Below are 15,092 nucleotides of genomic sequence, written 5' to 3'. Positions count from 1 at the left end.
GTTCGCAGGCGGCCTTTGCTGTATCGGAGCCCAGCCATGCCAGATGACATCGCCGCCCTCCAGGCCGAGGCCGAGGCGGCCATCGCCGCCGCCGCCGACCCGCGCGGGCTCGATGCGGTACGGGTGGCGTTCCTGGGCAAGCAGGGGCGCATCACCGGCCTGTTGCGCGGCCTGGGCCAGATTCCAGCTGATGAACGCAAGGCACGTGGCGCGGCGGTCAATGCGCTGCGGGACGGGCTTGAGGCTGTGCTCTCGATGCGGCAGGCGGTGCTGGACGCCGTGGCGCTCGATACCCGGCTGGCCAGCGAGCGGATGGATGTCTCCCTGCCACCGTCATTGGGGCCGCGCGGCGTCATCCACCCGATCAGCCGCACCATCGAGGAGATGGTCGCGATTTTCGGCGCCATGGGCTTCAGCATGGCCGAGGGGCCGGATGTCGAGACCGATTGGTATAATTTCGGCGCGCTGAACATGCCGGCGCATCACTCGGCACGCAGCGACATGGACACCTTCTACCTGTCCGGGATGGACGGCGGGCAGCCGCTGGTGCTGCGGACGCATACGAGCTCGGTGCAGATCATCTCGATGCTGTCGGAGCCGCCGCCGCTGCGCCTCATCGTACCCGGCCGCACTTACCGCGCCGATCATGACGCGACGCATAGCCCGATGTTCCACCAATGCGAGGGACTGGTGCTGGATCGCGGCATCACGCTTGGACATCTGAAGGGCTGCCTGACGGATTTCCTCCGTGCGTTCTTCGCTATCTCCAATCTGCCCGTGCGGTTCCGCGCCAGCTACTTTCCGTTCACGGAACCTTCCATGGAGGTCGATATCGGCTGGAACCGCCGCACCGGCGAACTCGGCGCCGGGGGCGATTGGCTTGAGATCCTGGGCAGCGGGATGGTGCATCCCAAGGTTCTGGCCAATTGCGGCATCGATCCCCGGGAATGGCAGGGCTTCGCCTTCGGGATGGGGGTGGAGCGGGTGACCATGCTCAAGCACGGCATCTCGGATCTTCGGCTGTTCTACGAGAGCGACATCCGCTGGCTGCGGCATTACGGCAGCTCGCCCTTCCAGCCGGCGATGTTGCATGAGGGGGTGTGAGGTCGTGACCAGTCTTAATCCCCAGGCCGCAATTGCACCGTCATGGCACGCGCAGGCGTGCCATCCGCGCCTTTTCTGCGCGGAGCAAGCAAGGCGTGGATCCGAGCGTGACGGGCGTATGCGCGTCGACCAAGTGGTTCTCAGCAGGATCTCGCAGCCATGAAGTTCACCCTCTCGTGGTTGCGCGACCATCTCGATACCAAGGCTGATCTCGCCTCCATCACCGACAAGCTCACCGGCGTCGGACTGGAGCTTGAGGGCGTGGCCGATCCCGGTGCGGCGCTGGCGCCCTTTCGCATCGCCCACGTCATCGAGGCGGTGCAGCACCCGAATGCCGATCGCCTGCGTGTCTGCACGGTGGATGCCGGCGAGGGACCGGTCTCGGTCGTCTGTGGCGCGCCGAATGCACGGACCGGCATGAAGGGGGTTTTCGCCCCGGTCGGTGCCGTCATCCCGGGCTCCGGCATGCTGCTGAAGGCGGGCGAGATTCGCGGCGTGGCCTCCATGGGGATGCTGTGCTCGGCGCGCGAGCTCGGCCTCGGCGAGGATCACGATGGCATTCTCGACCTGCCGGCCGATGCGCCGGTCGGTCGGTCCTACGCCACCTGGGCGGGGCTGGATGACCCGGTGGTCGAGATCGCGGTGACGCCTAACCGGGGTGACGCGCTGGCGATACGCGGCATCGCGCGGGATCTGGCGGCGGCCGGGATCGGCGCGTTGAAGACTTTCCAGCCGGAGGTTGTGGTCGGAAAAGGCGCAAGTTCCGTGTCTTGGAAGATTGAGATGCCACAGGTCTGCCCCTGGGTACTCGGACGCACCATTCGCGCCGTGAAGAATGGCCCGAGCCCGGCCTGGCTACAGGATCGTCTGCGTGCCATCGGCCTGCGGCCGATCAGCGCGCTGGTCGACATCACCAACTTCTTCACGATCGACCTCGGCCGTCCCCTCCATGTTTTTGATGTTGCGGCAATCTCAGGTGACACGCTGACGCTCCGCCCCGGCAACGGCGAGACCTTCCGCGCGCTTAACGGCAAGGACGTCACCGTCACGCCCGAGGATTGCGTGATTGCCGATGCCGCCGGGGTGCAGTCGCTCGGCGGGATCGTCGGCGGCGAGGCGACCGGCTGTACGGAGGCCACGACCGACGTCTTCGTCGAATGCGCCTGGTTTGATCCGGTCGCCATCGCACTGACCGGCCGGCGCCAGCAGATTTCGTCTGACGCCCGGTCGCGTTTCGAGCGCGGCATCGATTCCGCGCTGATGCCGGCCGCGATGGAAGCAGCGACCCAAATGATCCTGGATCTCTGCGGCGGGGAGGCGAGCGAGGTGACCTCCGACGGTGCGGAGCCCGCGTGGCGCCGCACCGCGAGTTTGCGCTTCGCCCGGCTCCGAGATTTCGGCGGCGCCGAGGTGCCGGAGGACGAGGCGGAAGCCATCCTGCGCCGTCTGGGCTTTGGCTTGGTCGGCCGAGATGCGGAAAGCATCACCGTTTCCGTGCCGTCCTGGCGCAACGACATCGCGGGGCGCGGCGCGCTGGAACCGGCGAAGGCGCTGAGCCCCGATCAGATCGCCCAGATGGAAGCCGGCGTCGCGGCCATCGAGCCCGAGGTCGATCTCATCGAGGAGGTGCTGCGCATCTGGGGCATCGACCGGGTACCGGCGGCGTCGTTGCCAGCGGCCTCCGCCGTGCCCAAGGCGACGCTCACGCCGCGCCAGGTCCGTGCCGCGACGGTGCGCCGCGTGCTCGCCGCGCGGGGCTTGTCGGAGGCGGTAACCTTCAGCTTCGCCGATAGCCGCGTCGCCGCGCGGTTTGGAGACACGGCGGAGGGGCTGCGTCTGGTCAATCCCATCGCCTCGGATCTCGATCAGCTACGCACCACGCCGCTGATCACCCTGGCCTCGGCTGCCGCGCGCAACGCGGCGCGCGGCTTCCCCGATCTCGGCTTGTTCGAGATCGGTCCCGCTTTCCGCGACGGCGCGCGCAATACCCAACAGGTTGTGGCGGCCGGACTGAGGACGGGCGAGACACCGCGCGATTGGGCGGAGCCGGCCCGGGGTGTTTCGGCGCTGGATGCGAAGGCGGATGTCTGGGCGGCGCTGACGGCACTGGGCGTGCCTTCGGAGGCGTTGAGCGTCTCAGCCGATGCGCCGGTCTTCTACCATCCGGGCCGCTCGGGCGTGGTGCGGCAGGGGCCGAAGACGGTCTTGGCGCAGTTCGGCGTACTGCATCCGAGCGTGGTCCGCGCGCTGGACCTTCCGACGGAGGCGGTCGCGTTCGAGATTTTCCTCGATGCGATTCCGGAGCCGAAGCGTCGTCGCAAGGTGGCGCCCGTGCTGTCGGCCTTCCAGCCGATCCGCCGCGACTTCGCTTTTCTGGCCGAAGCCGCGACGCCGGCCGATGATGTGCTGCGCGCGGCGCGCGGCGCGGTGCGTGATCTGGTGGCGAGCGTCGTGTTGTTCGACGTCTATCAGGGCGAGCGTTTGGAGGCGGGTTTCAAGTCGCTGGGTATCGAGGTGACGTTTCAACCTCGCGCGGCGAGCCTGACCGAGGCGGAGATCGAGGAGGCTTCGGCGAAGGTGGTGGCTGCGGTCACGAAGGCGACGGCGGCCCGGCTGCGGTAGAGTCTGAAACCTCGGAGATAATGACGCTTCGGCGCAGCGGCTCGATTGGGATCGAGCTGTCGCGCCGAGAGCGATGGTGCGTTCAGCAATTTTATGGATAGAAACGAATTATTTCCCGACTCGGCCCATTTGCCTGCGACGCATATCCTATGAAGATATTGAATTTTCGATTTCCACGCAAAAACAATCCATGTTGGTGGTGACTGCGTTCAAAGCGGCGATTGATGTTTAGTCTTTCATGCCCAACAAAAGCTTGCTGAAACGCGAGCGTTGGTCCTCACGTGTGCCTTCCTAAAGAAAATGCATGACTATGGAATCCGCTAACAAGACCTTTCCCAAGCAACGCCGGTTTGGGGGCGCCTCCCCGAGCCAAAGGAAAAAGCTCGCTCGGAGCGAGCTTCGAAATGATATATATCATTTCGATAACGATACAGAAAACAAAGAGTGCTTTAACGGTGTCGGCGCATACTGCGTTTTTCAGGAGGTTCTGATGCAAATAAATCCAGCTAGTGGTTCAACATGAAGTGAGGGGCCATGGAACGGCCCTCTAAAGAAATTCACTGTTCCCAAGAAAGGAGAAAAGCCACCCGTTGCTTCTCAGGTTAAGGACCGCACTCGATTCAATTTCCGACGAACTATTGGCGGATTGTTCGGGCGTCCGTCTCAGCGGCCTGCCGCTCATTCTCCCACCTACGTCCAGCCACCCACTCTTCCTCCCACCTACGGCCAGGTCCGACATCCTCAATTTTCCAATTACCTCGGTAACCTCCCAATCCCGCCGCAGGTCTTTGGCTATATTCCGACTCGCGTTGCGGGTGCTCCGTCGCTAGAGCAAGAACTGGAAAATCGATCGGCCGGCGGGGGCCGCGTAGGACAGCCCTAAATCTCTACCACTCCAGAAGATCCAAGCATAGGCTGCAAGGAGCGGGAGCTGTACAGGCTCCTGCTCTACCGCTAGGCCGTGTGGGCAGATTTAGCCAGCATCAGCCCGCATGCAAAACTGATCATCGCTCAGTAACTGATGTCGGTTTTTTTAGCGTGTCGCGACGCGTTTTAACCGCTCGAGCTTGCCGATTGTCGGTTTGATGATCGCCCGGAGCTTGTAAAGGCGTTTCGGGAGAAAGCCTCCTCTCTGCGCGGAGTTTTCGCGGCGCAAGATATCGGTGTGACACCGCGCACGAGTGCCGCCGCCGGTTGGCTTGGTTGTCATATCCATGGTCTGTCATCGCGATGCGCGCGCGGATGTCGGGCCGATGTCGAGCGACGTCTCGAATTGTGTGCTGTCGATGGTCTCGCCACCGGTTCGGGTCATCCTCCGCACTGCTCGTAGCAGCCTGCCACGCGAACCAGAGTGTTGAAGCTTGACGATCGCTGCTGCGGGTGGGGTCGAAAGCGAAAGGCTGGGATTTCCGGCGAAGCTCCGGCCTGGCGCAACTTGTTTCGGTTAAGAAGCGGGATCGCTGGCGGCGCGTCCTTTGGCTTGCAGGCTTAGGACTCAGCCCTTGCGGATCGTCTTCCATGCTTCCTTTTGCAGCCCTGCGAGCGGGACGCCGTGTTGAAGCATGGCGATTCGGCTATCCGCACAAATCCGATGCATGCCTTGCCTCGCCGCGAGCGACGCTCTCTAAAAGCTCGCAACGCGTGGAAGATGAGTGAAATGGCGGACCAAGATCTAACTTTCGTCACCGGCGCCACCGGCTTCGTCGGCGCCGCCGTGGCTCGCCTGCTGGCGCAACGCGGTTACCCTCTCCGCCTCCTGGTCCGCCGCGGTAGCGACCGGCGGAATGTCGCGGGCCTGCCGGCGGAATTGGTGGAGGGCGACCTCAACGACTCCCACTCCCTGCGGCGTGGCATGGCCGGGTGCCGCTGGGTCTTTCATGTCGCTGCTGACTATCGCATCTGGGTGCCCGACCCCGAGCCTATGCTCACCACCAATGTGGAATCGACGCGCGGCCTGCTGCGTCTCGCGGCCGAAGCGGGGGCCGAGCGGATCGTCTATACCAGCAGCGTCGCGGCGCTTGGCCTGACGGCGCATGGCGAGCCGCCCGCTATCGAGACGACACCGGTGATCTACAAGAAGATCGCTGGCTTCTACAAGAAATCGAAATACCTCGCCGAGCAGGCGGCGCTCGAATGCGCGGCGGAGGGCGTCCCCGTCGTGATCGTCAACCCGGCCGCGCCGATTGGTCCGGGCGATGTGAAGCCGACACCCACCGGCGCCATGATCCGCGATGCCGCGATGGGCCGCATGCCGGCCTATGTCGAGACCGGGCTCAGCGTAGTGCATGTCGATGACTGCGCCATCGGCCATCTGCTGGCGCTGGAACGCGGGCGCATCGGCGAGCGCTATATCCTGGGCGGCGACAACATCTCGATGGGCGAGGTGCTGGCCATGGTGGATAGCGTCATGGGCAAGCCGAGGCGGCGGGCGCGGCTGCCGATCGGCCCGCTGGTGCCCGCCGCCTATCTCGCGGAACGCATCGCCCGGCTGACCGGCGGCGAACCGAGGCTGACGCGCGACCACCTCAAGATGGCGCGCAAGATGATGTATTTCTCCTCCGCCAAGGCCGAGGCCGAACTGGGCTACACGCACCGCCCCGCTTTCGAGGCGGTGCGTGATGCCATCGACTGGTTCAAGACCGAGGGCTATTTCACGCGCCGCTAACCTCCCGGCGCTTGCCCGCTTCTGTCGCGCCGCAGGATGTCGACGGAGCGGCGGGGAGAGGCTATCTCGGCCGGTGATGATCCCGCTCGCCTTCACCATGCTCGCTTTGGCCGTTTGGATCGGCCTTATCCTGTTCCATGGCCGTTACTGGCAGGCCGGACCGATCCTGCCGCCGGTTGCGGCCGGGGTGGTGTTGCCGGCGGTCGATGTCGTTGTGCCTGCGCGGGACGAGGCGCCGACCATCGCCGCCGCCATCGGCTCCCTAACGCGGCAGGTGCTGCCCGGCGGCGCTCGGCTACGTGTCATCCTGGTCGATGACGGCAGTTCTGACGGCACCGCGGATTTGGCGCGCCAGGCGGCGGAGGGGGCACCGCATCCGTTGACCGTCATCACCGGCATGCCCAAGCCGGAGGGCTGGAGCGGCAAGCTCTGGGCGGTGCATCAGGGCCTCGGCGTGACGACCGCGCCGCTGGTGCTGCTGACGGATGCCGATATCGCGCATCAGCCGGATCATGTGGCGCGGCTGGCGGCCAAGGCGGAGGCGGGGGATCTCGACCTCGTCTCCGAGATGGTGCTGCTCAACTGCGAGAGCTTCGCCGAGCGGGCGCTGGTGCCCGCCTTCGTCTATTTCTTCCAGCTGCTCTACCCCTTCGGTCGGTCGGCGGATCCGCGCCATCGCCAGGGCGCGGCGGCGGGCGGCACCATCATGCTGCGCCGCCGGGCGATCGAGCGCATGGGCGGCATCGCGGCGGTGCGGGGCGCTATGATCGATGACGTGGCGGTCGGCAGTCTGGTGAAGAGCGGTGGCGGCCGCATCTGGCTCGGCCACACGAAACGGGCGAAGTCGATCCGGCTCTATCCGCATTGGCGCGACATCTGGGCGATGATCGCGCGCACCGCCTATGTCCAGCTGAAGTTCTCGCCGTTGCTGCTAGCGGGCACCATCTTCGGCATGCTGCTGGTCTGGCTGCTGCCGCCCGCCGCCGCGCTGTTCGGCCATGGCGCGACCCGCTGGTGCGGGCTGGCGGCCTGGGTGCTGATGGCTGGCAGCTTCCTGCCCAGCCTGCGGCGCTATGGTCTGACCCCGCTCTGGGCCCCCTTCCTGCCGCTCATCGCCTTGTTCTACATGGCGGCGACGGTCGGTTCCGCGGTCAACCATCTGCGCGGCCGCAGCGTGACATGGAAGAATCGGGTCTATGGCTGAGAGCGAGAACGTCGAGACCTGGTCCGGCAAGAACCGTGGCGACGAGAATTTCCCGGTAGGCTCGGTGCTGATCCGCAAGAATCTCCGCCGTCACGTCCACGCCTATTACGCCTTCGCCCGCAACGCCGACGATATCGCCGATAGCCCGGACCTCACGCCGGAGGACAAAGTGGCGCGGCTCGACATCATGGAGGCGGTGCTACTCGGCGCCCGCACCGGCGGCGCCCCGAGCGCGACTGCCTTGCGCGCCAGCCTGGCCGAGACCGGAGTCAATCCCGGCCATGCGACCGACCTGCTGATCGCCTTCCGCCAGGACGCCACCAAGCTGCGCTACGCCGATTGGGGGGAGTTGCTGGAATACTGCCGCTTCTCCGCCATGCCCGTGGGCCGCTACGTGCTCGACCTGCATGGCGAATCGATTGAGACCCATGCGCCGTCGGATGCGCTTTGTGCCTCGCTGCAGGTGCTCAACCATTTGCAGGACTGCCAGAAGGATTTCCGCGATCTGAACCGCAGCTACCTGCCCGAGGATATGCTGCGCGGCGCTGGTCTCGACGTGAACGCGGTACAGGCCTCGGCTGAGACGCCAGCGCTGCGGCGGGTTTTCGCGATGCTGCTCGACCATTGCGATGCGCTCAACCGGGAGGGCGCCGCTTTGCCGCGCCGCGTCCGGTCTCGGCGGCTGCGGATCGAGACTGCGGTCATCAATGGCCTGGCGCGACGGCTGGCCCGACGATTGCGGCAGGGCGATCCTTTGGCGCGACGCGTTAAGCTAACCCGGACCGATGCGCTGGCGGCGATGCTCGGCGGTCTCGGCGCCTTCGCATGAGCCTCGCCGATCTGCAGACGCCGCCGCTGGGCGCGGCACCCGCTGACCTCACGGCAATCGAGACCCTGGTGCGGAAGTCCGGCTCGTCCTTCTACCATGGCATGCGGATGCTGCCGCCGGAGCGGCGCGCGGCGGTCTATGCCATCTACGCCTTCTGCCGCGTGGTCGATGACATCGCGGATGAGCCCGGCGCCTTGGTCGCCAAGCGGGAGGCGCTGGATGGCTGGCGCGAGCGCGTCAATTCTCTGGCCGACGGCCGCGCCGATGAGGCGGTGAGCCGGGTGCTGCTGCGGGCCTATCGCGCTTACGATCTACGCATTCCCGATTTCCTGGCGATCATCGACGGCATGCAGATGGATGCCGAGCGAGAGATCGTGGCGCCGTCCCTGGCGACGCTCGACCTGTATTGCGACCGCGTGGCGAGTGCCGTGGGGCGGCTGGCGGTGCGGGCCTTCGGTGATGCTTCGGCGGCGGCGGACCGGGTGGCGTATAACCTCGGGCGGGCGCTGCAACTCACGAATATCCTGCGCGACCTTGCCGAGGATGCCGAGCGGTCGCGGCTTTATCTGCCGCGCGAGTGGCTGGCGGAGGCGGGGGTGCCGCCCAATCCGGCGGCGGCGCTGACCTCGCCGGGTTTGCCTGCTCTGTGCAAGCGCGTCGCGGCTTTGGCGCGCGACCATTATCGCGGTGCCGAGGAGGCGATGGCGCAATGCGATCAGCGCGCGATCAAGCCCGCGCGCATCATGGCGGCGCCTTATCGGGCTTTGCTGACACGGATGGAGCGGACGGGCTTCGCGCGGCCTGCGGAGCGGGTGAGTCTGCCGACTTGGCTGAAGCTGTGGTTCGCGGTGAAGGTGATGACCGCTTGAGGTTGCGGTGGCACCTGAGCGGACCCACCCCCAGCCCCTTCCTTGGAGGGAGGGGAGCTTCTGTCTTCACCCCTCCCTGCAAGGGAGGGGTTGGGGGTGGGTTCTTGGGTGGCGGCAACCCCGCGTGACCGCGAGCCATATCCACATCATCGGCGCTGGCCTCGCGGGCCTGGAAGCGGCGATGCGGCTGGTGGAGGCCGGGGGGCGGGTGACGCTGCATGAGGCCGGCCCCGCGGCTGGTGGACGCTGCCGCAGCTATTTCGACCGCAGCCTCGGACGGCGGATCGACAACGGCAATCACCTGCTGCTGTCGGGCAACCGGGCGGCAGCGGCTTATCTCGCGCGGATCGGCGCGAGTAACAGCATGGTCGGCCCGCGCGACCCGGTTTTTCCCTTTGTTGACCGCGCCGATGGGGCGCGCTGGGTGCTGCGGCTGAGCCGAGGGCGGCTCCCCTGGTGGCTCTTCGATGCGGGCGCCCGCGTGCCGGGCACTCGGCCGGGCGACTACCTCGCGCTGCTTCGGCTGCGCGGCGCTCGGGGGTCAGTCGCAGAGGCCATCGGCGGCAGCGGGACGTTGTATCGTCGATTGCTCGAACCGCTCGCCATCGCCTCGCTCAACACGCCGCCAGAGACAGGGCTCGCTTCGCTCTTACAGGCCGTGGTGGCGGAGACGCTGACACGCGGAGGCCAAGCCTGCAGGCCCCTGGTGCCGCGCGACGGTCTCTCCGAGAGCTTCATCGATCCGGCGATCGCCTGGCTTGCCGCGCATGGTGCCGAGACCCGTACCGGGCGGCGGCTGCAGGCGATCGAGGCCGAGCAGGGCAGGGTGACGCGGCTGATCTTCGCCGACGGGCCGGTGATAGTCGGCGCAGGGGATGCCGTGGTGCTGGCTGTGCCGGCACCGGTGGCGGCGGATCTGCTGCCGGGCCTCGTCGCGCCGGATGCTTTCGAGGCGATCGTGAACGTCCATTTCCTGGCCGAGGCACCGCCGCCTCCGCCAGAGGCGCTCTTCGTCGGCATCGTCGGCGGTGTCGCCGAATGGGTTTTCGTGAAGAACGGCGTCCTCTCGATCACCATCAGCGCCGCCAACCGGCTGGTGGACGAGACGCCGGAGCAGCTGGCGGAACTGACCTGGCCCGATGTCCGTGCCGCGCTTCCCGGCCTGCCGGAGGCGCTGCCCGCCTGGCGCGTCGTCAAGGAGAAGCGCGCGACTTTCGCCGCTACCGCTGACCAGGAGAGGCGCCGCCCGGCTGCCGGTGGCAGCGGGCTCGCTAACCTGGCGCTTGCCGGCGATTGGACAGCGACGGGGCTGCCCGCCACGATTGAGGGTGCCATCCGCTCCGGCGATGTGGCCGCCGCGCAGATATTACGGCATAATTAAATTCGCCATGCCGCATGATCTCGCCCCGATGACCGCCGCCGTGACCACCGAAAGCCTCAGCGAGGCCATCGGCCGGGCCGAGCAGGCACTGCTGCACCGCCAGAATCCCGATGGCCATTGGGTGTTCGAGCTGGAGGCGGATGCGACGATCCCGGCGGAATATGTCCTGCTGGAGCATTACCTCGACCGCATCGACCCGGTGCTGGAGGCCAAGATCGGCCTCTATCTCCGGCGCATCCAGGGCGCCCATGGAGGCTGGCCGCTCTATCACGCGGGCGCTTTCAACATTTCCGCCAGCGTGAAGGCGTATTTCGCGCTCAAGGCACTCGGCGACGATCCGGACGCGCCGCATATGGTGCGGGCGCGCCAAGCGATCCTCGCGGCGGGCGGGGCCGAGCGGACCAATGTCTTTACCCGCATCCAGCTCGCCTTGTTCGGTGAGGTGCCGTGGCGTGCGGTGCCGGTCATGCCGGTCGAGATCATGAGCCTGCCGCGCTGGTTCCCCTTCCATCTGCTGAAGGTGAGTTACTGGTCCCGCACGGTGATCGTGCCGCTGCTGGTGCTGATGGCGCTGAAGCCCAAGGCCCGTAACCCGCGCGGCATCACGATTTCCGAGCTCTTCGTGACGCCGCCCGAGCAGGTGCGGGATTGGATTCGCGGTCCCTATCGCAACGGCTGGGGCCGCTTCTTCAAGGCGGTGGATGCGGTGCTGCAACCGCTGGAGCCGCATTTCGTCAAAGGCAACCGTCAGCGCTGCATCGACCAGGCCGTCGCCTGGGTGGGTGAGCGGCTGAATGGCGAGGACGGGCTTGGGGCGATCTACCCCGCCATGGCCAATAGCGTGATGATGTATGACGCGCTGGGCTATCCGGCCGACCATCCGCAGCACGCCATCGCCTGGGAATCTGTCCGCAAGCTGCTGCATGAGGGCGATGAGGCGGGTGAAGTCTATTGCCAGCCCTGCCTCTCGCCGATCTGGGATACGGGCCTGGCAGGCCACGCGGTGGCCGAAGCGCGCGGTGCCGCGACGGCCGAGGTCGATGCCGCCTGCGATTGGCTGCGGGCCCGACAGATCACTCAGGTGCGCGGCGACTGGGCCGAAACGCGGCCCGACGCGCCGCCCGGCGGCTGGGCGTTCCAGTATAACAACGACCACTACCCCGATGTGGATGACACCGCCGTAATCGGCATGTTGCTGCACCGCCAGGGCGATCCGGCGCATGAGGCGTCGATCGAGCTGGCCCGGCAATGGGTCATCGGCATGCAGAGCCGGGGCGGCGGCTGGGGCGCGTTCGACGCCGATAACGACCACGATTTCCTCAATCACATCCCCTTTGCCGATCACGGCGCGTTGCTCGACCCGCCAACTGCCGATGTGACGGCGCGTTGCGTGTCCTTCCTCGGCCAGCTCGGCCATGCCGAGGACCGGCCGGTGATCGACCGCGCGCTCGACTATTTGCGGCGGGAGCAGGAGGCGGCTGGCTGCTGGTTCGGCCGCTGGGGCACCAATTATATCTACGGCACCTGGTCGGTGCTCTGCGCGCTCAATGCCGCCGGCGTGCCGCGCGAGGACCCGATGGTCGAGCGGGCGGTCGCCTGGCTGCTCGCCCGTCAGCGGCCGGAAGGCGGCTGGGGCGAGGATTGCGCGAGCTACGAGGGCGCACCGCCGGGCGAATACACCGACAGCCTGCCCAGCCAGACCGCCTGGGCGGTGCTCGGCCTGATGGCGGCCGGGGAGGCGGAGCATCCCGCGGTGGCACGCGGCGTCGCCTGGCTCGCGAGCCAGCAGAAGGCCGACGGGGAGTGGGACGAGGCGCCCTACAACGCGGTCGGATTCCCGAAGGTTTTCTACCTCAAGTACCACGGCTACCGGCTGTTCTTCCCGTTGCTGGCGATGGCGCGCTTCCGCAACCTTCGTCAGGCCAATAGCCGGCAGGTCGCTTACGGGTTCTGACGCGGAATTAGCCGACTCGAGCCTCTGAGCCGCCTCGACCATTTCGTTTTCGATCCACTAAAATATTAAAAATCGTCCATACCAGGGACGGTATTATTCTGACTATGGAGCGATCTCATTCGGGTCTGGGTCGACATTCCCGTATTCTGCTGCCACGCGCTAATCGTTGCGGAGTTTTTATCGAGTAGCAGCCAGAATAGCGTTGGATTCAGTATCAAAACAATTTTCGTTGTTCAATGGAAAGCACTGTGAGCATGACGTTGGTTTTCTGAATCACTAATTAACCGTGAGCGGCAGGTAGCGAACCTGCATGGTGCCGGCTGGTATATCTCTCATTTCGCCTCCCACCAATTTTTACGCATTTTCAACAATCCGAGCGGAAAAGCGGACCGACGACCAAACCGGGTTGCGACCGCCTGTCGAGGCAGTTGCCGCGATCCTCGCAACTGCCGAAGGAAGGAAAGATCATGTCGGCCATATCTCCGCAAATGCGTCTGCAAATGCTTCCAGGGAACTCTTCGCAGAGTGACGCGCCGTCGCCGCCGTTTGATCTGGCCCGACGAGGACGGCGGTTTCTTCCGCCGTTGATTCACCTCAATCATCACCATTGCGTCCACGTTCATTTTGACCCGCGCAAGCCGGTACCTGCCCGCCTTAGAACCCAGGTCACAGTTGCCCAGCCCAAGCCGGTACCTGCCCGCCTTGGAACCCAGGTCACAGTTGCCCAGCCCAAGCCGGTACCTGCCCACCTTAGAACCCACGTCATAGTCGCCCAGCCCGCGCCTGCGCCGCTTGTGACCCGCGGCACAGTCATCGAACCGACGCGACATCCGGCCAACCCACAGCCAACACCCACCGTTGCCCCGCATCACCATAGGCACCAGCCAACTCGGGCCGAGTCGCCGGTCACGCCATCATCTACTCATTCGAGACACAGGCCGTCACACCACGCGACGGTCCCTAACCACCGGAACTATGCCGAATTTACCGACCCCCTCGCTCCAGGTGTGCTCGAAGATGACCACACGCTCGAGGTCTTTACGCTTATTAAAAATCTCGGCCGGAGGGCGAAAACATCATGAATGAGATTAAGCCAATCGATCCGAACTCACGAGCCATCGCGCTGGTGCAGGGGCCTGGCGAGCGTTTCGAAGTCCGAAGGCAGGGTCCGACGCCGATCCCGCTGTCGGAGTTACGCAGCCCACCGATCGTCAATTCCAGGAAGCCCGAACTTAATTACCCCAAGGCGCTCGAAGCCATCCTGAAGAACCAGTTTCTATTGAAAGAGCGAATCAGGAAACTTCGGGAGGAGGTCGAGAGACTGCGAGCTAATTGCCCATAACGTCATGCAAGACGAGCAACCGCCCATCGGAAAAAGCCTTGGCGATCCAAGACGGAGACGCTGAGTGAATGCGCGCCGCGTGCGCGGCGGCGCGACGCAACTAACCTGAAGGGTCGTCTCCATCCACGGCCAGTGCGCCGAAAGTGAAAGAGCTTGAACATGGCCAGCAAAAGTTCAATTTCCAACTTGCCTCGAAGCAATGCGAGGCCCCGAACGGAACGGGCGGCAACCGCCAGATTCGAGGGCCACCTCGTCGAGAGCAGAAAGAGGCGACTGGATCTGCCCACGGAAATCAGACGGATACTCAAAGAACAGGTGTGGATGGGCAAACGGCTGGCGAGCGTCGAGTTTACGCTGCGGCTGGAAAACAGTACCCATTATCGACGTGTTAGAGGAGAACTACATCGCTTTGCTCGGCAACACGAAGCCCCGCCAGTTCCAGGTATAGCGACTGAGTTGGGCGAACTTATCGCTTCGAATTAGATGCCTTGTGTTCTAGCGAAGTTCTTTGGCGCCGTAAGGTTGCTTTTGGTTCAACGCCGCTCTTTGCGTAGGCTCAAAGAAACCAAATGTTAACACAATAGCACTCAATACTGAGCGTTCTTCGACAGACTTCGCTTTGGCCTGTAACTCATAAGGATTTGGTCATGGGATCTATCGACGGGGTATGGAACTGCGCGGTCGAGCAAGGGCGTTACCAGACAGTGCCACACGACTTCCAGCCGAAGCCAGCAAAAGCACGAGAGTCACTGTCTCCCCGGACACCTAGCCTGACACCGTCGCTTCAGCGGCGGAACTCGTATACCACGTTGGCCCTTGATGTCGATCCTGAGCGCAGGCCCCATTTCAAAGCCGTTGCATCGGCGATGCACAAATATGCGAAAAGCGGCTCTCCACCTTTGTTGCCGCGCCGGTTTTCCTCGGGCTTGAAGACAGCAATCGGCGACTTTCTTGGCCCCATTTTGTTGCCCGTCCATCGATAGTAGCGTTTGGCGAAGCGCGGATCCTCCGCGGAGCGCTAGCAGATGAGCGGGGCGCGGTCGGGGAGGCCGGTTTAGTCGAGTGAGCCGCCGTGCTCTCGTTGTCTGCGTTCTAAGGGAGACCCGGATCATTTGGTGATCC

At 65.0% G+C, this 15,092-nt stretch carries 9 protein-coding genes; all 9 read left to right on the top strand.

Going from position 1 to position 15,092, the window contains the following annotated elements; genetic code table 11:
* The first annotated feature begins 36 nt into the window (after positions 1-36).
* Positions 37-1,104, top strand: coding sequence for a phenylalanine--tRNA ligase subunit alpha (gene pheS / locus GSQ83_RS02060; protein ID WP_158801052.1), 1,068 nt, complete (start codon positions 37-39; stop codon positions 1,102-1,104).
* A gap of 159 nt (positions 1,105-1,263) precedes the next feature.
* Positions 1,264-3,726 carry a phenylalanine--tRNA ligase subunit beta gene (pheT, locus tag GSQ83_RS02055; protein WP_158801051.1) on the top strand — a complete coding sequence of 821 codons (2,463 nt, stop codon included), beginning with the start codon at positions 1,264-1,266 and terminating at the stop codon, positions 3,724-3,726.
* 1,657 nt (positions 3,727-5,383) lie between these two features.
* Positions 5,384-6,391 carry a hopanoid-associated sugar epimerase gene (gene hpnA, locus GSQ83_RS02050; protein ID WP_158801050.1) on the top strand — a complete coding sequence of 336 codons (1,008 nt, stop codon included), beginning with the start codon at positions 5,384-5,386 and terminating at the stop codon, positions 6,389-6,391.
* Positions 6,392-6,467: 76 nt separating this feature from the next.
* Positions 6,468-7,595, top strand: a complete 1,128-nt coding sequence (locus GSQ83_RS02045) for a glycosyltransferase (protein ID WP_174246612.1) — start codon at positions 6,468-6,470, stop codon at positions 7,593-7,595.
* The gene (gene hpnC / locus GSQ83_RS02040; protein WP_158801048.1) at positions 7,588-8,424 is read left to right on the top strand and encodes a squalene synthase HpnC; all 837 of its coding nucleotides are present in this window, start codon (positions 7,588-7,590) and stop codon (positions 8,422-8,424) included. Before GSQ83_RS02045 ends, hpnC begins: the two co-directional genes overlap by 8 nt.
* Positions 8,421-9,293 (top strand): presqualene diphosphate synthase HpnD, encoded by an 873-nt coding sequence (hpnD, locus tag GSQ83_RS02035; RefSeq protein WP_158801047.1) that lies wholly within the window; start codon positions 8,421-8,423, stop codon positions 9,291-9,293. Before hpnC ends, hpnD begins: the two co-directional genes overlap by 4 nt.
* A gap of 124 nt (positions 9,294-9,417) precedes the next feature.
* Positions 9,418-10,674 (top strand): hydroxysqualene dehydroxylase HpnE, encoded by a 1,257-nt coding sequence (gene hpnE / locus GSQ83_RS02030; protein WP_256367061.1) that lies wholly within the window; start codon positions 9,418-9,420, stop codon positions 10,672-10,674.
* Positions 10,675-10,681: 7 nt separating this feature from the next.
* Positions 10,682-12,628 (top strand): squalene--hopene cyclase, encoded by a 1,947-nt coding sequence (gene shc / locus GSQ83_RS02025; RefSeq protein ID WP_158801093.1) that lies wholly within the window; start codon positions 10,682-10,684, stop codon positions 12,626-12,628.
* Positions 12,629-13,706: 1,078 nt separating this feature from the next.
* Entirely contained in the window at positions 13,707-13,970 is a 264-nt protein-coding gene (locus GSQ83_RS02020) for a hypothetical protein (RefSeq protein ID WP_158801046.1), read from the top strand.
* The last annotated feature ends 1,122 nt before the right edge of the window (positions 13,971-15,092 follow it).

It is taken from the genome of Acidisoma sp. L85, from assembly GCF_009765865.1.
Taxonomy (GTDB): Bacteria; Pseudomonadota; Alphaproteobacteria; order Acetobacterales; family Acetobacteraceae; genus Acidisoma.
Note: the sequence above shows the minus strand (reverse complement) of the source record. Positions and strands in the feature narration are given on the sequence as shown.